Origin of the sequence: Peribacillus sp. B-H-3, assembly GCF_048572925.1 — a bacterium.
Lineage (GTDB): Bacteria > Bacillota > Bacilli > Bacillales > DSM-1321 > Peribacillus.
On the sequence record NZ_CP183879.1, the window covers coordinates 1,673,627 to 1,695,080 of the forward strand.

The 21,454-nt window shown below is 39.5% G+C and carries 22 protein-coding genes and 7 pseudogenes; 26 read left to right on the forward strand and 3 right to left on the reverse strand.

The window, feature by feature from the left end; all coding sequences use genetic code 11:
* The first annotated feature begins 372 nt into the window (after positions 1 to 372).
* From ACN6MY_RS08245 to ACN6MY_RS08265, 5 genes are all read left to right on the forward strand, one after another.
* The gene (locus ACN6MY_RS08245; RefSeq protein ID WP_419883529.1) at positions 373 to 1,194 is read left to right on the forward strand and encodes an STAS domain-containing protein; all 822 of its coding nucleotides are present in this window, start codon (positions 373 to 375) and stop codon (positions 1,192 to 1,194) included.
* 986 nt (positions 1,195 to 2,180) lie between these two features.
* Positions 2,181 to 2,318 (forward strand): hypothetical protein, encoded by a 138-nt coding sequence (locus ACN6MY_RS08250; protein WP_419883530.1) that lies wholly within the window; start codon positions 2,181 to 2,183, stop codon positions 2,316 to 2,318.
* A gap of 20 nt (positions 2,319 to 2,338) precedes the next feature.
* Positions 2,339 to 2,824 carry a T7SS effector LXG polymorphic toxin gene (locus ACN6MY_RS08255; RefSeq protein WP_419883531.1) on the forward strand — a complete coding sequence of 162 codons (486 nt, stop codon included), beginning with the start codon at positions 2,339 to 2,341 and terminating at the stop codon, positions 2,822 to 2,824.
* Complete coding sequence (locus tag ACN6MY_RS08260; protein WP_419883532.1) at positions 2,781 to 4,388, forward strand: pre-toxin TG domain-containing protein; 1,608 nt, start codon at positions 2,781 to 2,783, stop codon at positions 4,386 to 4,388. The genes ACN6MY_RS08255 and ACN6MY_RS08260 overlap by 44 nt, the downstream gene beginning before the upstream one ends.
* Positions 4,389 to 4,402: 14 nt before the next feature.
* Positions 4,403 to 4,906 carry an Imm6 family immunity protein gene (locus ACN6MY_RS08265; protein ID WP_419883533.1) on the forward strand — a complete coding sequence of 168 codons (504 nt, stop codon included), beginning with the start codon at positions 4,403 to 4,405 and terminating at the stop codon, positions 4,904 to 4,906.
* A 54-nt stretch (positions 4,907 to 4,960) separates the two neighbouring features.
* Here the strand turns inward: ACN6MY_RS08265 and ACN6MY_RS08270 are convergent, their stop codons facing one another.
* Positions 4,961 to 5,059 (reverse strand): hypothetical protein, encoded by a 99-nt coding sequence (locus ACN6MY_RS08270; protein ID WP_419883534.1) that lies wholly within the window; start codon positions 5,057 to 5,059, stop codon positions 4,961 to 4,963.
* Between the two features lie 419 nt (positions 5,060 to 5,478).
* Between ACN6MY_RS08270 and ACN6MY_RS08275 the strand changes: the two genes are divergently transcribed.
* The 9 genes and pseudogenes from ACN6MY_RS08275 (at position 5,479) to ACN6MY_RS08315 (ending at position 10,684) form a co-directional block, all read left to right on the forward strand.
* A complete protein-coding gene (locus ACN6MY_RS08275) occupies positions 5,479 to 5,586 on the forward strand; it encodes a pre-toxin TG domain-containing protein (protein WP_419884108.1) in 108 nt (35 codons plus the stop codon).
* 193 nt (positions 5,587 to 5,779) lie between these two features.
* Positions 5,780 to 6,697 (forward strand): hypothetical protein, encoded by a 918-nt coding sequence (locus ACN6MY_RS08280; RefSeq protein WP_419883535.1) that lies wholly within the window; start codon positions 5,780 to 5,782, stop codon positions 6,695 to 6,697.
* A gap of 16 nt (positions 6,698 to 6,713) precedes the next feature.
* On the forward strand, positions 6,714 to 7,223 hold the full coding sequence (locus tag ACN6MY_RS08285; protein ID WP_419883536.1) for an Imm6 family immunity protein: 510 nt from the start codon (positions 6,714 to 6,716) through the stop codon (positions 7,221 to 7,223).
* 438 nt (positions 7,224 to 7,661) lie between these two features.
* Positions 7,662 to 8,113 (forward strand): annotated as a pseudogene (locus tag ACN6MY_RS08290) (pre-toxin TG domain-containing protein); the annotation flags it as partial.
* A 234-nt stretch (positions 8,114 to 8,347) separates the two neighbouring features.
* Positions 8,348 to 8,728 carry a DNA/RNA non-specific endonuclease gene (locus ACN6MY_RS08295; RefSeq protein ID WP_419883537.1) on the forward strand — a complete coding sequence of 127 codons (381 nt, stop codon included), beginning with the start codon at positions 8,348 to 8,350 and terminating at the stop codon, positions 8,726 to 8,728.
* Positions 8,729 to 9,214, forward strand: coding sequence for an immunity protein YezG family protein (locus tag ACN6MY_RS08300; RefSeq protein WP_419883538.1), 486 nt, complete (start codon positions 8,729 to 8,731; stop codon positions 9,212 to 9,214).
* 631 nt (positions 9,215 to 9,845) lie between these two features.
* Positions 9,846 to 10,102, forward strand: a pseudogene (locus tag ACN6MY_RS08305) (pre-toxin TG domain-containing protein); the annotation flags it as partial.
* A gap of 38 nt (positions 10,103 to 10,140) precedes the next feature.
* Positions 10,141 to 10,275, forward strand: a complete 135-nt coding sequence (locus ACN6MY_RS08310; protein ID WP_419883539.1) for a hypothetical protein — start codon at positions 10,141 to 10,143, stop codon at positions 10,273 to 10,275.
* A gap of 40 nt (positions 10,276 to 10,315) precedes the next feature.
* Positions 10,316 to 10,684, forward strand: a complete 369-nt coding sequence (locus ACN6MY_RS08315; RefSeq protein ID WP_419883540.1) for an Imm6 family immunity protein — start codon at positions 10,316 to 10,318, stop codon at positions 10,682 to 10,684.
* 164 nt (positions 10,685 to 10,848) lie between these two features.
* On the opposite strand, the pseudogene ACN6MY_RS08320 reads toward ACN6MY_RS08315, so the two are convergent.
* Positions 10,849 to 11,021, reverse strand: a pseudogene (locus ACN6MY_RS08320) (IS3 family transposase); the annotation flags it as partial.
* Positions 11,022 to 11,203: 182 nt separating this feature from the next.
* Here ACN6MY_RS08320 and ACN6MY_RS08325 point away from each other — a divergent pair.
* The 4 genes and pseudogenes from ACN6MY_RS08325 to ACN6MY_RS08340 form a co-directional block, all read left to right on the forward strand.
* A complete protein-coding gene (locus ACN6MY_RS08325) occupies positions 11,204 to 11,365 on the forward strand; it encodes a hypothetical protein (protein WP_419883541.1) in 162 nt (53 codons plus the stop codon).
* Between the two features lie 3 nt (positions 11,366 to 11,368).
* Complete coding sequence (locus ACN6MY_RS08330; RefSeq protein ID WP_419883542.1) at positions 11,369 to 11,845, forward strand: hypothetical protein; 477 nt, start codon at positions 11,369 to 11,371, stop codon at positions 11,843 to 11,845.
* A gap of 154 nt (positions 11,846 to 11,999) precedes the next feature.
* Positions 12,000 to 12,095, forward strand: a pseudogene (locus ACN6MY_RS08335) (pre-toxin TG domain-containing protein); the annotation flags it as partial.
* Positions 12,091 to 12,360 (forward strand): annotated as a pseudogene (locus ACN6MY_RS08340) (DUF600 domain-containing protein); the annotation flags it as partial. The pseudogenes ACN6MY_RS08335 and ACN6MY_RS08340, both read left to right, overlap by 5 nt.
* A gap of 89 nt (positions 12,361 to 12,449) precedes the next feature.
* Here the strand turns inward: ACN6MY_RS08340 and ACN6MY_RS08345 are convergent.
* On the reverse strand, positions 12,450 to 13,613 hold the full coding sequence (locus tag ACN6MY_RS08345) for an MFS transporter (protein WP_419883543.1): 1,164 nt from the start codon (positions 13,611 to 13,613) through the stop codon (positions 12,450 to 12,452).
* A gap of 325 nt (positions 13,614 to 13,938) precedes the next feature.
* Between ACN6MY_RS08345 and ACN6MY_RS08350 the strand changes: the two are divergent.
* The 8 genes and pseudogenes from ACN6MY_RS08350 (at position 13,939) to rbsB (ending at position 21,405) form a co-directional block, all read left to right on the forward strand.
* Positions 13,939 to 14,840: pseudogene (locus ACN6MY_RS08350) on the forward strand (LysR family transcriptional regulator).
* A gap of 293 nt (positions 14,841 to 15,133) precedes the next feature.
* Positions 15,134 to 15,643, forward strand: a pseudogene (locus ACN6MY_RS08355) (aspartate/glutamate racemase family protein); the annotation flags it as partial.
* 102 nt (positions 15,644 to 15,745) lie between these two features.
* Entirely contained in the window at positions 15,746 to 16,735 is a 990-nt protein-coding gene (locus ACN6MY_RS08360; RefSeq protein ID WP_419884109.1) for a LacI family DNA-binding transcriptional regulator, read from the forward strand.
* Complete coding sequence (gene rbsK, locus ACN6MY_RS08365) at positions 16,728 to 17,606, forward strand: ribokinase (protein WP_419883544.1); 879 nt, start codon at positions 16,728 to 16,730, stop codon at positions 17,604 to 17,606. Before ACN6MY_RS08360 ends, rbsK begins: the two co-directional genes overlap by 8 nt.
* 1 nt (position 17,607) lies before the next feature.
* Complete coding sequence (rbsD, locus tag ACN6MY_RS08370) at positions 17,608 to 18,003, forward strand: D-ribose pyranase (protein WP_419883545.1); 396 nt, start codon at positions 17,608 to 17,610, stop codon at positions 18,001 to 18,003.
* 17 nt (positions 18,004 to 18,020) lie between these two features.
* Positions 18,021 to 19,502 (forward strand): sugar ABC transporter ATP-binding protein, encoded by a 1,482-nt coding sequence (locus tag ACN6MY_RS08375; RefSeq protein WP_419883546.1) that lies wholly within the window; start codon positions 18,021 to 18,023, stop codon positions 19,500 to 19,502.
* A gap of 1 nt (position 19,503) precedes the next feature.
* Positions 19,504 to 20,475 (forward strand): ribose ABC transporter permease RbsC, encoded by a 972-nt coding sequence (gene rbsC / locus ACN6MY_RS08380; protein ID WP_419883547.1) that lies wholly within the window; start codon positions 19,504 to 19,506, stop codon positions 20,473 to 20,475.
* A 12-nt stretch (positions 20,476 to 20,487) separates the two neighbouring features.
* A complete protein-coding gene (rbsB, locus tag ACN6MY_RS08385) occupies positions 20,488 to 21,405 on the forward strand; it encodes a ribose ABC transporter substrate-binding protein RbsB (protein ID WP_419883548.1) in 918 nt (305 codons plus the stop codon).
* Positions 21,406 to 21,454: the final 49 nt, after the last annotated feature.

Consider the following 21,454-nt stretch of genomic DNA (forward strand, 5'->3'; position numbering starts at 1 on the left):
GCATTTGAAAAACTAGTGGAGCAAATGCTTATTTTAGCGTGTCAAAATCAAGTGTTACAACTGTTGAAATGTTATTTAACTTCGTCATGTATTTGTTCCTAGGTAACATCATTATCACATCTACATCCATAGTAATCCTCTAATAATCGTTTGATTGGAAATGTTTCGTGTTTCGAAACCTTAATATACCCCAAGATAGACCTGAATGTTTAAACTTATTTTTATTTTACAAATGATGAATTGTACTAATAATCACAGCTAATACGCGGTTCTCCTAAAGTAACTTGAAATCCCCGAATATTTGTTTCCTTTTTCATAAAGCACCTTTATAATGAGAGACATACGGAATTTTTTCAGTATAAGGAGAAAATAATGACCAAAAAAATCGAATTCAGTAAAGTATTAATAGATCAAGCCATAGTAATAGCTAGGGAGCTTACTGAATACAGTTTGAGCGTATTGCCTTTTGATGTTCCCAAAGAAGTAATAGATACAACCGTTAAATACCAGAAAGAGTTTGTAACTTTCCTAGGTAAAGCCATTGAGATTGACTCGGAGCAGCTCGTTGTTGAAGAGTTCAACAAATGGCATAAAGTATTTGTTGAAGAACAAACATATATGTTGGATAAAATATCAAGTTTAGTCTCACCCTATCCGAATTTCAGGCTTTTCTTTCAAAAAAAAATCATGAGCCTTATGGAAGAGATGAACCTTTCCATAAAGGAATGTTTTTTTATCATTGGTCGATTCAATTATGTGTTGGATATTAGCTTAGCAGATTCGATACTTGCTTATGAACATTATAACGACGTCAAGCACAAACAAATAAAGAATGAAGTAATCGAACTTGCTTCACCTGTGGTGCCACTCAGAAACGGTGTGGCAGTTCTACCTTTAATCGGGTCCATGGACCTTGATCGAACCGAGCACTTACTGAAATACACGGTACCCAAAATAGGAAACATGGGCATTAATTGTCTAATCCTGGATTGCTCAGGGATTTATACAATAGATATAGAAGTTACGGCCTTCGTGTTTCGTATGAATGACATATTAAGACTATTGGGTATTCAAATGCTTGTAACGGGGCTCAGGCCCGAGTTAGCTCAGAGTATGGTGCAGAGCGGTATCGATTTTTCTTCTTTAATAACATTTTCAAGTGTCAAAACGGCTCTGGATACCTGGAAGATATAAGCAGTCCTCTGTTCATATAGAGACTGTTTTTTTATTTGTAAGATCCATATAATTATAGGATATTTCAAGACAAAGAATTGGGAGAAATTGAACGCGGGTTTAAAGAGAGCCGTGAGAGCTATTTTAGTCTGTTTTATGGCTAGTTAAAGAACATATGGCTGCCTTTGGCAGCTTTTGTGTTTTTTTATCAGATTTGAGACGTAATCGTGGTAAGGAAAATTGGATTCCAGGTGGTAAAAATTCAACTCCAAGGAGACTGCTAAGCTTGCCCTAATCTAGGGTAATTCACGCCTGGGTTTTGAGCTTGCTTCCGTAGATAAACGTAAGAAAGCTGATGCAAAAAGAAAAAGAGATGGATAGGATATCAGATGAACACTTTTCCCTTTTGAGGAAAGGTGTTTTTTTTTTAATGCGACTATTTACCCGGATTGAACCCTTGAAAAGAAGCCGAATTTCCTATTAATTTAAACAACTATGTACCCTATAATGTAAAATATGGGAAAAATTGAATGTGTTTTTGCTCTATTAATATAAGATAACCGTTTAGGTATGTTCAATTATTCACGGACCAAAGGGAGAAGATTTTAGAGAATGTCGGCTATTTTTTAAAGGCTCTTTTCTGAAAGATTGTTGTTTTTTAATATTTTCTGTGAAGCGATCCCGTTGTTAAACCGGGTTGATTGGAGTGTAAGGTGCGAGACTCCTGTGGGATTAGCGGGAAGGTGAGACCCCGCAAGCGCAGCTGAGGAGGCTCACCGCCCGCCCCACGGAAAGCGAGCATCCTGGAGCGGAAATCAACCCCTTGTTCCATAGCAACAAAGTTTACGAAAACAGCCTTTTTAAAAGACTTGAGCAATAAGGTATGTAAATGGAGCTGGAGATAAAGCTGAAGCATGTGAGTGTAATCAGTCAGCTGTTAAAAAAGACAAAATTAGAAACTTTAACACTGCATGCTCCTGCTGAACATTCTCCTGGCAGTACTAAACTTGATTTCACCAGTCATGGGATGGAAGTATAGCATAATTGGTCAAAGGTTTTATTCCATCATCCAAAAAAATATCGAGGATACAAAAGCAGACGCTGATTTAATGAAGCATCAGGACGAGGCGATGATCAAGAAATAAATAGGGAAGGGCCTGATACAATGGCAAATGCCAAAATTTACGAACATAGCACACTGATAGCGGCCATGAATGAACGCGCCAAGCAATATGAAGATCTTGAAAAGCAAATCACCGCGCTCAAAAAAGAATTCGAAGCCATTGTAAAAATGGATGATGAACTTAAGGGAAATGGCGCAAAATCGATTAAGGGATTTTATGGGGCGCAAGGAGTTCTTGCGGATGCCTGGCTCGGGCTGATTAAGGCCAACATCGCCTTTTTCAATGGAGTCAGCGGCTCTGCTGAGGATGCCAAGCTCTCAGGAGACACCGTCGTCATGGAACCTTTTCTCGAGGACGAGGTTTCAAACGGACTGAAAAAGTCAAAGGAAATCGTAACGGCCCAGCAGGACGATTTGAAGAAGATTTTTCATACAATAGATGATATTCTATCTTTACAGGTATTTTCGAAAGAAACCTTTGAAGATGAAATTGAAAAAGCGGATAAAAAAAAGAAACAACACCATTAAAGCAGTCAATAAGTTCGATGCCAGTCTGCTGACTGAATATGCGGTCACAGAGACGCAGGAAATTTACCTGATCACACAAATGGGCACCATTATGCAGTCAAGCAGCAAGGGCGGTAAGATCTCGCCCATGTACTTTGACAGCAAGGCCTATAAAAACAGTGACGTGTACAAACAGATGGATGATGTGAAAAAAGCGAACAGTGATTATCTGACATTTAAAAAGGACCAGGCTAAGGCCAGGAAACAGGCAAAAGAGCTCGAGGAACAGGAGAATCGCCCATGGTATGAAAAAGCCTGGGACACAACAAAGACCTTTACCGGCGAAATCACCGGATATTACGACTATATCAGGGCGACAGAAGGCGTTGACCCTCGTACACATGCGAAACTGACCACAGCCCAGCGTACTGCGGCCGGGGCTATGGCGTTAGCCGGATTCATTCCAATAGTAGGATGGGCCGGAAGAGCGGCCAAGGGCGGAGTGGCCATCTACAGAACGGCCAAAGTCCTTAATGCCGCCGATCATGCCCTGGATGCCTATAAAACCACCAAAGGCTTCGCCGCTCTCCAAAAGACTGAAAAAGGCATCTATGCGCTCGCCGCTGCCAATGGCATGGGAGAGGGTATCACAGGCAGGGACTTTTTAGGAAACAAACTGACAGAAGAACAAAAGCAGCAAAGCCTGATTCAGGCATTCAGCATACTCGGACTTGGGGCTGCAAGCAAATTCATCGGCGGAAAGCCAGCAAACATCCCATTTAACACCTACAGCAAACAATACGCCCAAGCCACAGCAAAAAATGCCCAAAACACAATCAGGGAAATCGGCAAACAAATCGGAAAAGTCGATGTCCCAGTGGGCGCAAAAGTACTTAAAATGGCAGGGAACGGTCCCATCCAGCCAAAAGTCCTCGCCATCGAAACCAAAACTCTCAGCGAAGTAAAGCAGGGTCTTGGGGAGAAGCTTGCGAAGAAGCAGAAGCAGGTTAATAAGGAGTTGAGTGGTGGTAGTGAGGGTCGGGGTACGCATTTAAGTAAAACAGAAGTCGGAAAGGCAGATTTAAATGTTTTACGTCAAAAACTAAATGTACCTGAGACTCATACTATAGCTGTTGGAAAAACGGACATTTCAGGACTGGAGGAGAAGATTTTTGAAGGGAGTTCAATAAAAGTTCGTAGAGAAGCTGGATTGCCTGATTTAGATGATATAATGCCTAATAGAGAAATAAGAGCTCCTTATGATGGAAGTAATCCACGACATATACAATTTATGAAGCACGCTGAAGAAGGAGTTATTAATGAATTTGATATGGCTATCAAAAAATTAGGGGTCAATCCAAATGAGGTGGAAGGAACTTTAGTAGTTCATCAGTCAAACCCAAGAGGTGTATGCTCGATTTGTACTCAAGGTATGACTAATCCGAATAAAGAGGCTGGGATATTTATGCAGTTAACAAAAAAATATCCTAATTTAACAATTAAAGTTACAACTGAAGTCAAAGATGGCATAAGGGTTTCGGGAAAGGAAAATTTTATTTTACTGAATGGAAAATTAGTTGAGTAAATGAGGGATATATTATGATAGATATATTTGAAAAATTGGAATCGGATAGACAAGTTGCATTTTTGTTAGGGTTAAGTGAAACAGTTGTTGATTTGTTAATTTCTTCTTCAGCATATAAGGACATAAATAGCGCTATGAAAGTTTGCTGGGAGTGGCTAGAAAATAAGCGATATTCTGGAGATGAAATCTATTACCTATTAGACGATGGGACGGAATTCACGGGGTTATTTATGCAAATGCAAGATGAGAATGATCCATTAAAAGAATTAGTTTGGGGTTGCATTGTAGATGCAATATCTTTTACTAATTGGAGAGCTTATCAGTTTGATAATGAAGAATATTTACCTGCACCAATAGAAAATGTAGACGAAAGTATATTACAGCAGTTTCTAGATGGTTTTTATGACATAAAATTAATAAATAAAATCGTGGCTAAAGAGTTCATGAATTATTTAATGGATAGCAATAATTCGTTAAAGAAAGACGATATTATCAACTTTTTAAAAGGGTTGCAATAAAATTTAAAGCAGTTGACTGTAAAGTGATTCAATAAAGTTAGACACAGTTTTGCCTTAATACGTTTTGTTATTGCCGTAATTTATATACTTATCTAGTTCTAGCTTAAAATGATCCACTGTCGAATTCCATAGATAAAGAAATTCTGATTTCATAGTGCCAAAGAATCTTTCTATTACAGAGTTATCGTTACAGTTACTATAACTAATAATTATTCCTTGATTGGCTAAATGCCTTTCAAGGTTTTTTCTTATTATATAAATAGTTAAGCTCGTGGTGCTAAACAATGGGTAAAGTAAGAGATTGTATTTAATATGCCCTTTTTTTACTAAAGACGGTCGTAGAATTCTTGCTATTCAAGTGTTACATAAATTGTAATTACTGTAACGGGAGAATGACTCAATATGTAAAAAGGTTGTTGTGTTAACAAGAACATTCTTTGATGCTCTTTTTCACTGTAATCCAGGAGATAATCTGAAATAATATACTATTTATTTTTAAATTATTTCCTTATGAAAAAGCCTGGGACACAGCTAAGACCTTTACCGGCGAAATAACCGGATATTACGATTTTATCAGGGCGACAGAAGGCGTCGATCCTGTTACACATCAGAAGCTTACCGCAGCCCAGCGTGCTGCGATGGCAGCAGCCGGATTCATTCCTGTAGTAGGATGGGCTTGACGAGCAGCAAAGGGCGGAATGGCCATCTACAAAACGGCCAAAGTCCTTAATGCCGACGATCATGCCCTGGATGCCTATAAAACCACCAAAGGCTTCGCCGCTCTCCAGAAAACTGAAAAAGGCCTCTATGCACTTACCGCAGCCAATGGCATGGGAGAGGGCATCACAGGAAGAGATTTCTTAGAAAACAAGCTTGACAGAAGAACAAAAGCAGCAAAGCCTGAACCAGGCATTCAGCATACTCGGATTTGGAGCAGCCAGCAAATTCATCGGCGGAAAGCCTGCACATATCCCGTTCAACACCTACAGCAAACAATACGCCCAAGCCACAGCAAAAAATGCCCAAAACACACTCCGGGAAATCGGCAAACAAATCGGGAAAGTCGATGTCCCAGTGGGCGCAAAAGTACTGAAAATGGCCACAAACGGCCCTATCCAGCCTAAAGTTCTCGCCATCGAAACTAAAACTCTCAGTGAAGTGAAAAGCGGTCTTGGGGAGAAACTTGCGAAGAAGAAGGAACAGAAGCAGGTTAATAAAGAGTTGAGTGGTGGTAGTGAGGGTACGGGTAAAGGTAAGATCTCAGTCGGCAAAGAAGATTTGGATGCTTTACGGAAAAAGTGGAATGTTCCAGAGACTAATACAATTGCTATGGGTAGAACAGATATAAAAGGACTTGAAGATTTAACTTTTGAAGGAGGATCTCCAGAAGTACGGAAAGAAGCAGGGTTGCCTTCATTAGATGAAATCTTACCAGATAGGGAAATTAAAGCCCCATATAATCATTTGAAAAACCCTAAGTTAGCACAGTTCACAAGGCATGCTGAAGAAGGGGTTTTAAACGAATTTGATTCTGCTGTTAAAAAAGCAGGAATCGAACCTAGTGATATTGCAGGAGCATTAAGAATCCACCAATCTAATCCGAGAGGTGTTTGTAATAAGTGCAGTAAAGGATTGCTGAAAACTTATCCGATTGAAAAGAGCGGGATATTTTATCAAGCTAGCAAGAAATACCCCAACCTAACAATAGTTGTAACATCAGAGATTGATGAGGGTGTTAAAACCAATGGTCTGATCTCTTTCGTTTTAAAAGATGGGAAGATTATCGAATAAATATAAGGAGGAACTCATGGAAAATAAATTAATTGATAATTTACAAAGTGAAGTAAAAGTGAGCTTTGTTTTAACAGTTGCTGAAAGAGTATTTTCTGTAATTAGTAAAGATGATGAAAGATATCCAGAAGGGAGAGAAGCATTGGACAAATGTTGGTTATGGGCCGAGTCCCATGCTGTAACGGGGGATGAACTATATGAGCTTATTGATAATGCCGACTATACTGGAATCTCGGAATTTGCTGAAGAAGAAGAAGATTTGAATATTGCTAGACTATGGTCATTGCTTGTGGATGCTGTTGCTTATACATCTTGGGAAGCTTATAAAAAAGAAAAAGCAAAATATTTGCCACAATCTCTGGAAGGTATCAATCCCGATAGTATCACTATCCTTTTAAACAGTGCAGTTGAAACAGCTTTTCTCACAATCGATGAAATTAAGAGAATGGAATTAATTCTTCAGGAATACAGCTGTACAAATAATGCAATTCTAATAAAAAGAAAAGAGTTTATAAAATTATTTTAAGCCTGCCTAAAGTGATCCACACAGTCGGATTCCTTAGATAAAGAAATTTCGATTCCATAGCAAAGAATCTTTCTATTACAGCGTTATCGTACCAGTTACAATTACTATTACTTATTCCTTGATTGGCTAAATGCCTTTCAAGGTTTTTTCTTATTATATAAATAGTTAAGCTCGTAGCGCTAAACAATGGGTAAAGTAAGAAATTTTATAATATATGCTCTGGCTTTTTAAAATTTAAGTTTTATTTTTACTAAAGATGGTCGTATATTTCTCGCTATTCGTTTAAAAAGTGTTACATAAATTGTAATTACTGTAACGGGAATGACTCAATATGGAAAAAGGTTGTTGTGTTAACAAGCACATTCTTTGATACTCTTTTTAACTGTAATCTAGGAGATAATCTGAAATAATGTGCTATTTATTTTTAAATTATTTCCGTACGAAAAAGCCTGGGACACAGCGAAGACCTTTACCGGCGAAATAACCGGATATTACGACTACATTAGGGCGACAGAAGGCGTTGATCCTATTACACATGAAAAACTGACCACAGCCCAGCGTGCCGCCGCAGCCATGGCAGCAGCCGGATTCATCCCAGTAGTAGGCTGGGCCGGCCGAGCAGCAAAAGGCGGAGTGGCCATCTACAGAACGGCCAAAGTCCTGAACGCCGCCGATCACGCCCTGGCTGCCTATAAAACCACCAAAGGCTTCACAGCTCTCCAAAAAACGGAAAAAGGACTCTATGCGCTTGCCGCCGCCAATGGCATGGGAGAGGGCATCACAGGAAGAGACTTCCTGTGAAACAAGCTGACAGAAGAACAAAAGCAGCAAAGCCTGCCCAGGCATTCAGCATACTCGGACTTGGGGCAGCAGGGAAATTCATCAGCAGAAAGCCCGCACACATCCCGTTCAACCTAAAGTCCTTGCCCTCGAAACCAAAACCCTCAGTGAAGTAAAGTAGGGTCTAGGGGAGAAGCTTGCGAAGAAGAAAGTTGACCGGGAGTTGAGTGGTGGTAGTAATAGTACGGCAAATAATAGGGTAAATGGTATTGATAATGCACTTAGAGATGGTAGTCATTTTTTAGATGAATTTAAATTGAAACCTAATGTAAAATATGAAACGAATGGATATCTATATTCAAACAGATGAACTAGGAAGAGTTGAGAGAGCTTCTGGAGAATTAACGTTAGAGATGGGAGAACGTAATAGTAAGCATCAGTTAGCAGCTGGAGGGGAAAACCGAGTTAAAGCTCTTAGTACTCAAGGAAATCATGGTGGACACTTAATCGGTACGCAATTTAATGAATCACCGCTTATTGATAATATAGTTGCAATGAATGGTAATGTTAATGTAAGTGCTTATAAAAAATTGGAATCTGCTTGGGCAAAAGCTTTGAGAGATAAGAGGGAAGTTATATTAAGGCCCGTTAGCTTTAACATAAAATATAGAATTGATGGAGAAATATTTAAAGCTAGTTTGAAAAATGTATATGGAGGAGAGTAAATGAATACAGAGAACTTGGAAAGTATTTATCAAAAAGTAGCTATGCAGTTAAACAGTATTATTCCAGAACCATGGGAAAAAGTAATGGTATATTCAGAAGTTGATGAATATAGTGATTCGACGGTATTTTTCTACTATCCAAAAAATAAGCAGGAACCGATATACAGTTTAGATATTGAAGATATGGAAGTGATTGATGAAGACGAGACTGATCGTCAATTAAATCTTCTTGATAGTATCTTCAGAGAGTTATGGGAAGAATTAAAAAGAAATAAGCAGGAACCTTGGACCAATTTAACATTTGAGTTATATTCTACTGGTAAGTTTGATGTTGAATTTGATTACACTTTATTAGAAGAAGAAAATAATTATAATCATTATGAGAGATTAATTATATGGAAGTATAAAAAGTTAGGAATTTCACCTGATGAAAAGAGAGAAAGTGATGTAAAACTAATTAGAGAATATATTAATGCACAAAAGTAATTTCTACTAGAGTTATAGATATAAGGTGCTTGGAAATACATACTCCATAATGGTTGTCCCATTATAGAGTACTACGTGCAATATAGAAGAGAATACAAAGTACGAGCTTAGGCGAGATAACATTTTAATGGGTGATGAATATAAACACATGGAATGTATATTAAACTAACGAACTCGTACAAACTCGTGAGTTTTAACGTAGTCGTTGTCACGACGTATAAAAGGTGTCATACTGTTACCACAAAAATCCCAAATTTATGATATTTAGAAATACATGAACTTAAAGCACTTGATTGTCGACTAAAGGCAATGAGTGCTTTTTTACTCTGTGGTGCCAAACTGAATGAAGATGTGGGCTTACAGGTGGCTCACCTCTACGCAGCAAATTGATTATGTGGTTGTGCTCAACACAAGCCGATTATGGCGGTCAGATATTGTGAATTTTGATACAAAAGAGAGTTGAAGTAGTATGGCTATGACATTCAAGGTTTTGAGCACTTGACAGTATAGTGTAAAGGAGCACATAAGTTCAAATATTATTTTCCACCATAATCCAGGTGAAATCCCAAAATAATGTGTAATTTATTTTAAATATTTCTATACAAAAAAGCCTGGGAAATAACAAGTCCTAACCGGCGAAATTACTGGATATTACGACTACATCAGGGCGACAGAAGGTGTTGACCTGTTACACATGAAAAACTGACCCCAGCTCAGCCTGCTGCGGTCGCGGCTATGGCAGCAGCCGGATTCATCCCAGTAGTAGGCTGGGCCGGAAGAGCAGCCAAGGGCGGAAGGGCCATCTACAAAACGGCCAAAGCACTCACTGCCGCCGATCATGCCCTGGAGGACTATAAAACCACCAAAGGCTTCACAGCTCTCCAAAAGACTGGGCAGAGGCACTTAAACAGGGTGATGAAGTAAAAGTGAAGATAACCCCAAACTATAATGGCAATTCACAACGTCCAGAAAAATTTGATATTAAGTATAAAATTGGTGATGATGAATGGGAAATCAGACGATTTGATAATGAACCGGGAGGGAGAAGGTTAGATGAATGAAGAGCAATTAGATAGATTATATCAAATCCAAGTATGCTGAATGCCTGGGCTAGGCTTTGCTGCTTTTGTTCTTCTGTCAGCTTGTTTCCTGATAAGTCCCTGCTGCGGTGGTCTCTCCCATACCATTGGTAGAAGTGTGACCGTAAATTGTTTAGGAAATGCTTTGGCATATACAATTTGGGAGGCGTATCAATATGAAAAAGAAAAATATCTCCCCCAGACTATTGAAAGTGTTGATTATGACACTGTTGAAAGTTTCATAACAAATTTTGAAAAGGTATATGAGAATAATAGCCTGTCAGATAATTTATTACACTTTCTTGAAGAAAATTATCCAAAAGATGCTGATAAAAAGGTGGATTTAACTTCAATAAAGACTTTTATTATTAATGAATCTATTGAGAAATAGATAATGAAACAATTCCAAAAAACAAAAGAGGTATAATTATCTAGCAATTCAAGCACGCTTGTTTTACTTTTAAAGGCTGATTCCAACGTAATGATAAGGAAGAATGAGATTTTAGGTAATGAAGGGACCCCATAAAATTAGACACAGTTATTTCATTAGGCAACTTATTGGGCATGAATTCGGTATTGTACCGGGCTCATGCCTTTTAGATTTGCCTTAATACGTTTGTTATTGTAGTAATTTATATACTTATCAAGTTCAAGCTTAAAATAATCCACACTGTGGAATTCCATAGATAAAGATATTCTGATTTCGTTACAGCGTTATCGTAACAGTTACTATTACTTATTCTTTTATTGGCTAAACATTCTTTAATGAATATCCTGACCTTAAGGGTAGTGTTGTGGTTCATCATGCAATAGAGCAACAAATTTTAAAAAGACATCCTAATTTATTTTCACTTGATGAAATACATGCTTTAGAAAACCTGAGAGGGTACCAAAAGAAGTAAACAATGATATGCATTTATCAAAAATAAGAAGGGATTGGAATAGGTTATATAGAAATAATCCAAATCCTACAAAAGAAGAAGTAATAAATTATATGATAGAGTTAGATAAAAAATATGGTGAAAATTTTAATCCGCCAGTGAAAAGGGAAGTATGTGGGAGGAAGAAGTAACTAATGATATTATATTTTTTAGAACCAGAAGTATCAGGTGGTCATGGTGAATATACCATTTATGGAACAGATGATGTTATTGCAACAGAGGGTATATTAGGAAAGGTAAAATATTTGCATTATGAATTTGAAGGATGGCTAGGAGATGACCTATTAGAGTCAACACCAGCCTTTATTGTATCAAGTGTACTTGATACAGAATTAGAGAATAGTGATTTTATAGATTACAAACTTGAAGAGTGTTTGATTACAACGTCTGATGAATTTAAAGAAATGTATCCAAATAAAGAAATTCCTGCATTCAGCAGATTTATTCCGCTCGGTAAAATTGAAGTAGAAGGAGAGAACTTCAAAAATTGGTCAGGACATCATTTCTGTTTATCACCAAAAGGTGAGTTAGTTGTAACTCAAGAAGCATTGGATTTTTTAAATAGAGTTTCAATAGATAATTGTTTTATTACACCCCTAACAAAGGAATAAATTATAAAAACCTTAGAGATATTAACATTCTCTAAGGTTTTGTTTTTGGTGGGGTAGAGCTGTAAACGAGCACATTATTTCGTCAGATACTCTTATTCACAATAATCCAGGAGAAAAACTGAAATAATGTGCTATTTATTTTAATTTACTTCGATATGAAAAAGCCTGGGATACAGCGAAGACCTTTACCGGCGAAATGAACGGATATTACGACTACATCAGGGCGACAGAAGGCGTCGATCCTGTTACACGATGAGGACGAGAGATATGACGTTTCTTCAAAACGTCAGTTTATGGTATTAGATGTTTTGAATGAAGACATCGAAAATATCAAAATGGTTTGCAAAGAATACGAAAGAGACATGCCAACTGAGATGAAATTAATATACGATGTTAAGAGTGGCAATTTCAAAGCTGAGTACAAGTATGATTTAGTATATACAAATGATGATATTAAAACAGCTGGCGATATTGCTGATGAGTGGTTTGGAGAGGTGAAAAATAATAACCTTTAAATTGTTCAAAGTTAAAGGTATTGTAATTAAAAGAAAAGAAAAATGGGATCCTAAATAGGGATCCCGAAAGATTGAATGTGTTCCTTATTTTAAAGGTTGTTTATAGGACGATGCATGTAGTTTCTCAGTAAAATAAATCCTACACTTAATACTACTGACAGTATTCCCACTAGTATGACGTATTGTGTCCCCATTACTGATATAAATAATCCGCCTGCTGCTGTACCAATAGTTGTTCCTAGGTTAACGGATGATAAAAATAATCCATTGGCAAAATCAGGAGCTTCTGGAGCTGCAGATGAAATCCAATATTGATTAATATTCGTACCTATACCAGCAAGTATTCCCCAAACTAAAGTCATGATTGCCATAGGCCAAGTGAACTGACCTGTGAAGAATAAAATAATGTAAACCGCTCCCAATGCAAAAGGAAAAACTGTTACAGTTTTGATGGCATATTTTGAAAGTAGCTTCCCTGCCAAAATGTTCCCAATAATATTTGCCGCACCGAATAGGATTAAAATGAAGCTGATTAATTTTCCAGAAATATCTGTAACGGTTTTAAGATACTCAGCAAGATAACTATACACTCCAAATACTGCTGAATTGAGTAATAGGACAGCAACAATGGAAAGCCAAGTAACTTGCCTTTTTAATACGCTTAACTGTGCTCCGTAGGTAAGTTTTTCTTTAACTGGCATAGAAGGGAAAAATGCCCATGTAGCTATAAATACGATAGCATTAGTGATAGCGAAAAATGTCATTGATATTTGAAACGAAACTGTACTTGCAAGAAAGCTTGCGATAGGCACACCTATTACCATACCTGCAGATATTCCAATGAAAACTTTTGAAACAGCTTTAGGAGCTTCTTCCTTGCTGACTGAGTTAGCAGCCATAGTAAAAGCTGCTGAAAAATAGATGGGATGAAATATGGCAGGAATCACACGAGCAATAATGGCAATTGCAAAGTTAGATGTAAAGATAGAGACAATATTACCTAAAACGAATATACCAAGTACAAGTAACATTGCCTTTTTACGATTTACTCCTGAAAATAATAACGGCATAGTTGGACCAGATATCGACACAGTAAGGGCAAAGAGACTTACCAGCCAACCGGCCTTCGATACACTAATATGAAAGTGATCAGCAATGTAAGGTAATAACCCTATAACCCCCATTTCAGTATTTATAATGCCGAAAGCCCCCAAAGTTAATACAATTATAAGTAACGTGTTTTGTTTAGACATAAAATGAATTTCCCTCTTTCTAAAAAGTATCTTCTAGTTGTTTCAAAGCTGCTGCATCCTATAAAGGCTTATTAAGTGGATGAAGAGTGTAAAGTCACCACTAAATAACAAGGGTGTTTTCGTAACCTTTGCTGCTATGGAACAAGGTGTTGAGTTCTCCTTCAGGATGCTTGCTTTCCGCGAGGTCAGCTATCAAATAAACTTCTTTGGTATCTATTTTAGATGGTTCTCCTTAATATAAAAAATACTTATATCTTATATCTTGATATGCTTGATAAGCATTTCTTGAACGTATACACTAAAACTTGTTAAAGGAGTTGATTATATGGAATTTCGAGTTTTGCGATATTTTCTTACGGTTGCTAGAGAAGGAAGCATCACAAAGGCGGCTGATTTTTTGCATGTGACACAGCCAACCTTGTCGAGACAATTAAAAGACCTTGAACTAGAGTTAGGTAAAAAACTATTTATCCGGAGCAGTCACAGTGTCATTCTTACAGATGAGGGGATGCTTCTGCGAAATAGGGCAGAAGAAATCGTTAATATGGTCGATAAATTAGAGACAGAATTTAGTTCTATGGAAGAAACAATAGGCGGAGATGTTTATATAGGCGGCGGGGAAACAGAAGCAATAAAGCATATTGCACGAGTAGCAAAAGTTGTACAGTTGCGTTATCCCAATATACGATATCATCTTTACAGTGGAAACGAAGAAGATATAACGGAACGGCTTGACAGGGGGATGCTTGACTTTGGTGTTTTAATTCAACCAGCTAATATTTCAAAATATAATTATATTGGGATCCCTGCTAAAGATGTTTGGGGCGTTGTTATGAGAAAAGACAGCCCTCTTGCCGTTAAAGAAAGAATTCAAGCTGAGGATTTATTAAAGGTTCCGCTGATTGCTCACGACAGGCAATGAAACAGACATTTTCACAAAATGAATTTGCAGATTGGTTTGGCGAAGAGTTTCATAAATTAAATATCGTCACTACATACAATCTTGCATATAATGCCGCTATTATGGTTGAAGAGGGCATTGGGTATGCGATAACACTTGATAAAATAGTAAATACATCTACTAATAGTAGCCTTTGTTTCAGGCCGCTAAAGCCAAGGCTTGAATCAGGTTTAAATATTGTGTGGAAAAAGCATCATTTTCTTTCCGCTGCCGCTGATGCATTTTTAAAAGAACTGCTGCTGAAATTCTCATACACTGAAAACTGACAGCAGCATCGGTATCTGTTGGTTTTAATTACGTAATAAACACTTTTTTATAGTCAATAAGTAAAGTAAAGGTGTTGGCTGCGCAGGCCGCAGAAATAATGTTTAAAGAGAAGCCAGTGAAAGACTTTTACTGCAGGTGCGGATATCACCGTTAAGTCAGATTTATTGGAGCGAGCATCCTAGAGCGTAAATCGCCCCCTGTTCCATAGCTGCGATTTACGAATACAGCAGATTTAGGGTTTACTTAAAATATAAACGACTTTAAAAATAATAATTAGTAACAGAGGGATTGATATGGAGCTGTCAATGACATTGATTTCCCGCACAAGATGATTTATTCATGTCCGATGCCTTTTTACATGGATAAACCTCTCAATCATGCGGACATGGAAATGGCAATTATCGAGGGGGTCAGAAAACTTGAAAAAACAGGTGTTGATTTTATTGCAATTCCATATAATACCGCACATATATATTTTAATCAGCTAAAAAAGTTGGTGTCAGTGCCTTTATTAAATATGGTCGATGAAACAATAAAGAAGATACCAAACAACTCAAAAAAGGTAGCCCTTTTAGCTACTTCCCCAACAGTTTAGTCTGCAATATTTCAAGAAGCTTTAATCAGAGAAGGCTATGAGTTTTTACATGACGATAGTTGGCAAACCTGCGTGAATGAAATAATAATACAGATTAAACAAGGTCAAATCGATAAGGCCCGTCAATTATGGGATGAACTTCATTCAAAATTGGCTCAAACGATTGATACGGCTATTATTGCATGTACAGATCTAAATGTTGTAACAGGTTCGCTGGGAGTTTTTTTCTAAGATGCAACTTATCTGTTGTAAAATAAAAAAGAGTATGATACTCTATGTGTAATCGGTTACATATTTGAGGTGAGATTTCTGGCTACGATTAAGGATGTGGCCCGTGAAGCGGGTGTTTCAGTAGCGACAGTTTCGAGAGTTTTGAATAATAACGGATATGTGCATGAAGATACTAGAGTTTTGGTAAATGAAGCAATACGTGAGTTAAATTATAAACCGAATGAAGTTGCGAGATCACTATATAAAAAAAAGTCCAGATTAATAGGTTTGCTGCTTCCGGATATCCGAAATCCGTTTTTTCCTGAACTTGCCAGGGGAGTAGAAGATGAGATGCAGGCCAAGGACTTTCGGCTGATTATCGGAAATGCAGATGAAAAGCCGAGCAAAGAGCTTGATTATATCGACACCTTTATACAGAATAATGTAATCGGTATCATCTCGGCCACGAACCATACGAAAAGAGATCATTATAATAATCTCTCCCTGCCGGTTGTGTTCCTCGACAGAACATCGAACGACCATCCATCGGTTTTTGCCAATGGAATGGAAGGCGGGAAAATTGCCGCAAGGGAAATGGTGAAAAGGGGCTGCAAAAGAATCACCCTGCTTAAAGGGCCAGGTGAACTGCAGACGGCGCAGGACAGATTTAAGGGAGCCATCGAGGAGCTTTGTGTTTCAGATGTGAACTTTAATGTGATGGCCACCTCATCTTTTTCTTTTGCAGAAGGAGAGAAATCGGCCAAAATCCTTTTTAAGGACTTCCCGGATACAGATGGTGTTATCGCCAGCAATGATGCAGCAGCTGCTGCAATCTTGCACGAAGCATTGAGGATTGGAAAAGCAATTCCGGAAGATCTTCAAATTATCGGATTTGATGATATTCCGCTTTCGAGCCTGCTGTTTCCTCCTCTGTCAACGATCAGGCAGCCTGCATATGAAATGGGAAAAGAAGCGGCAAAGCTTCTGATTCGGCTAATCAATAATGAGCATGTAGCTGAGAAGAACATCCAGCTTCCTGTCAGCTTCATTGAAAGGCAAACAACGAGAAAGGTTGATGACAATGGCTAAAATTACGGTAATTGGCAGTGCATCCATGGACTTGGTGGTCACTGCCCCTAAACGACCAGAAGCAGGAGAAACGATTTTAGGACATTCATTTAAAACGGTTCCCGGAGGAAAGGGAGCTAATCAGGCGGTTGCTGCAGCAAGACTTGGAGCAGACGTGCACATGATCGGCAGTGTCGGGGATGATGCATTTGGAGCAGAAATCCTTGGAAACTTAAAAAACAACAATGTTCATGTGGATTATGTGGAACCGGTTACAGATACTGAAAGCGGCACAGCTCATATTACTCTTGCCGATGGAGACAACAGCATTATCGTTGTGAAGGGCGCCAATGACTTTGTGACGCCGGAATATGTTGAAAAGGCGGCAGATGTAATCAAACACTCTGATATCGTGCTGATTCAGCAGGAAATTCCTGAAGAAACGGTTGAATATGTCAGCGGACTTTGCTTTGAAAGCGGTGTTCCTCTTTTACTGAATCCCGCTCCGTCCAGGCCAATCAGCAAGGAAGTGATAAAAAAGGCAGCCTATCTGACTCCCAACGAGCTTGAGGCATCGGTTCTTTTTGAAGGGATCGATATGCACACAAGCTTGGAAAAGTTTCCGAATAAGCTCCTGATTACAGAGGGGAAAAACGGTGTGCGCTATCATGATGGAGAAAAGGAAAAGCTTGTTCCTTCTTATAAAGTAGAAGCTGTAGACACTACAGGTGCAGGAGATACATTCAATGCAGCCTTTGCTGTTGCACTTGCAGAAGGAAAGAGTATGGAACAAAGCATACAGTTTGCTAACAGAGCGGCATCGCTTTCTGTTACAAAATTTGGTGCCCAGGGCGGAATGCCAACAAGAGCTGAAGTAGAGAGGAGTCTATAAAATGAAGCGGCATGGAATGTTAAACAGCCATATTTCAAAGGTCCTTTCAGACCTGGGGCATACAGATACAATCGTAATCGCTGATGCGGGCCTTCCTATACCTGAGGGTGTTTTGAGGATCGACCTGGCCCTCGTGCCGGGAACGCCTTCTTTTATAGAAACTGTCAAAGCCGTTTCAGATGATATGGTGATCGAAAAGATTACGCTGGCACAAGAAATCGCCGAAGGTAATCCTGATACCCTTGAATTTATAAAGAACTCCTTTGGAGATATCGAGATGGAACAGGTTTCCCACGAGGAATTTAAACAAAAAACTAAGCAGGCAAAGGCGGTAATCCGAACAGGCGAAATGACTCCGTATGCGAATTGCATCCTGCATTCTGGTGTATTTTTCTAAAAAAAGAGGTGAATAACATGCAGATTTCTATGAAGAACATTTATAAAGCATTTGGAGCCAACCGCGTTTTAACAGGAGTCGATTTTGAATTGGAGCATGGTGAAGTGCATGCTTTAATGGGTGAAAATGGAGCCGGTAAATCAACACTTATGAATCTGCTTACAGGCCTTCACTCCCTTGATGGGGGTACCATTGAAATTGACGGGAAGGAAACGCTTTTTGCCAATCCGAAAGAAGCCGAGAAAAGCGGCATCACCTTCATCCATCAGGAGATGAATGTCTGGCCTGATATGACGGTTCTGGACAACCTGTTCATCGGAAAGGAACTGAAATCGCCGCTCGGCTTTTTAAAAATAAAGGAAATGAGAGCGCTCGCACAAAAGCAGTTTGAAAGACTGGCTGTGTCCATTCCACTAGATAAGGAAGCGGGAAGCTGTTCGGTCGGTGAGCAGCAGATGATTGAAATTGCCAAAGCTTTAATGACAGACAGCAAGGTCATTATCATGGATGAGCCGACTGCAGCCCTTACAGAAAGGGAAATCGGCAAGCTCTTTGAAGTAATCGCTTCACTTAAAAACCAGGGAGTTTCGATCGTCTATATATCTCATAGAATGGAAGAAATATTCGCCATCTGTGACCGCATTACCATTATGCGTGATGGAAGGACAGTTGATACAAAATCTATTCCGGACACCCATTTTGATGAAGTTGTGAGAAAGATGGTGGGGCGGGAATTGACAGACCGTTTTCCTGAACGGCAAACAAAACCCGGCGAAGACGTTCTGCAGGTGAAAAACATAACAAAAAATGGCCAATTCCGTGATATCAGTTTTACAGTCCGTGCGGGAGAGGTTGTCGGTTTCTCAGGGTTGATGGGAGCGGGCCGGACGGAAATCATGCGTGCCATCTTCGGCCTTGAGTCTCTTGACGGCGGAGAAATCTGGATGAATGGCAAAAAAACGGCGATCAAATCTCCAGATCAGGCAGTTAAGCTTGGCATGGGCTTCATCACGGAAGACAGAAAAGATGAAGGGCTGATATTGGATTTTTCCATTAGGGAAAATGTCGTTTTGCCTTCTCTTTACAGCTTTGCCCCTAAAGGAATCATTAATGGAAAAAATGAAAGTGATTTCGTTAACATGCTGATTAAGCGGCTGACTGTCAAAACAGAAAGCGCTGAAAATAGTGCCGGAACATTATCCGGGGGAAATCAGCAGAAAGTGGTAATCGCCAAATGGGTCGGCATCGGACCGAAGCTGCTTATCCTGGACGAGCCTACCAGAGGGGTGGATGTAGGAGCGAAGCGGGAAATTTATCAGCTCATCAATGAACTGACCGAACGCGGAGTAGCCATCATCATGGTATCCTCTGAACTGCCCGAAGTTCTCGGCATGAGTGACCGGATCCTGGTGGTCCATGAAGGGAAAATTACCGGTGAATTATCTAAAAATGAAGCCACGCAAGAAAAAATTATGACATTCGCAACAGGAGGCCAGTGAGATGAAATCTATTAATGAAGGTGCTGCAGCAGCTAGACCCAATTTTGTCTCTTCGATGACTCAAAAGCTTGGGCCGCTGCTTGGATTGCTAATCCTGCTAATCATTGTATCCATATTAAATCCGAGCTTTCTAGAACCATTAAATATTCTTAATCTATTAAGGCAAGTTGCCATCAATGCGCTAATCGCCTTTGGCATGACCTTTGTCATTCTTACAGGCGGCATTGACCTTTCCGTCGGCGCCATCCTTGCGCTGTCAAGTTCATTAAGCGCAGGAATGATTGTAGCGGGCCTTGATCCGATCCTTGCGATCATCATCGGCTGCGTTCTTGGCGGAATTATGGGAATGGTCAACGGAATTCTTATTACCAAAGGGAAAATGGCACCATTTATCGCAACTCTTGCAACAATGACAGCTTTCAGGGGTCTAACCCTTGTTTATACAGACGGAAATCCGATTACAGGCTTAGGAGATAACTATTTGTTTCAGTTATTTGGCCGCGGATATTTCCTTGGCATCCCGGTGCCGGCCATCACCATGATTTTGGCATTTGCTGTTTTATTCATCGTCCTTCAAAAAACTCCTTTTGGCCGGAAAACCTATGCCATCGGAGGAAATGAAAAGGCCGCTTTGATTTCAGGAATAAAAGTTCCGCGTGTTAAGGTTATGATTTATGGCCTGTCAGGTATGCTTGCCGCGTTGGCAGGAGCCATCCTGACTTCACGCCTGAATTCAGCGCAGCCCACTGCAGGTACATCTTATGAGCTTGATGCAATCGCTGCGGTTGTATTGGGCGGTACAAGCCTGTCAGGCGGTAAGGGAAGGATATTCGGCACACTGATTGGTGCCTTGATCATCGGAACGTTAAATAACGGCTTGAATCTTCTTGGTGTATCTTCCTTCTATCAAATGGTAGTCAAAGGAATTGTTATCATCATTGCGGTATTACTGGACCGCAAGAAATCAGCATAAGGAGGGGCTTTTATGAAAAAATTACTGGTTTTGATTGTTTCTTTAACACTTATGCTTTTAAGTGCCTGCTCATTGGAACCGCCAGGCTGGGCAAAGCCTGCTGAAAAAAAGAATCTTAAGGATGTTAAAATAGGTCTGTCTGTATCCACATTAAACAACCCGTTTTTCGTTGATTTGAAGAATGGGGTCATAAAAGAAGCAAAAGCGCTTGGCATGCAGGTTAAGGTAGTCGATGCGCAAAACGACTCTGCCAAGCAGGTGAGCGATGTAGAGGATTTAATTCAGCAGGGCTCCGACATATTGCTGATTAATCCGACTGACTCTGCTGCTATATCGGCAGCGGTGCAGTCTGCCAATAATATTGGCATCCCGGTCATTACACTAGACCGTTCCGCTGATAAAGGAAAGGTTAAAACTCTTGTTGCCTCCGATAATATTAAGGGCGGAGAAATGGCAGGAAAGTATCTAGTTGAAAAGCTTGGGGAAAATGCCAAAGTAGCTGAACTCGAAGGTGTACCAGGGGCTTCAGCTACTCGTGAAAGAGGAAAAGGCTTCCACAATATTGCTGATAAGAACTTAAAAGTCACTGCAAAGCAGTCAGCAGACTTCGACCGGACCAAGGGCTTGAATGTCATGGAAAACCTGATTCAGGCACATCCGGACATAAAAGCGGTATTCGCCCATAATGATGAAATGGCTTTGGGTGCAATTGAGGCCATTAATAGTTCAGGGAAAAATATTATGGTCATTGGCTTTGACGGAAATGAAGATGCATTAAACAGCATCAAAGCAGGCAAGATGGAAGCGACTGTCGCTCAGCAGCCTGTACTGATCGGACAGCTTGCGGTGAAAGCCGGAAGAGATGTCTTGAAAGGCAAAAAAGTTGAGAAAATGATACCTGCTCCGCTAAAGCTTGTAACCAAAAAATAACGAAAAAAGGAAGCTTCAAGAGAAGCTTCCTTTTTTCGTGCATATAAAT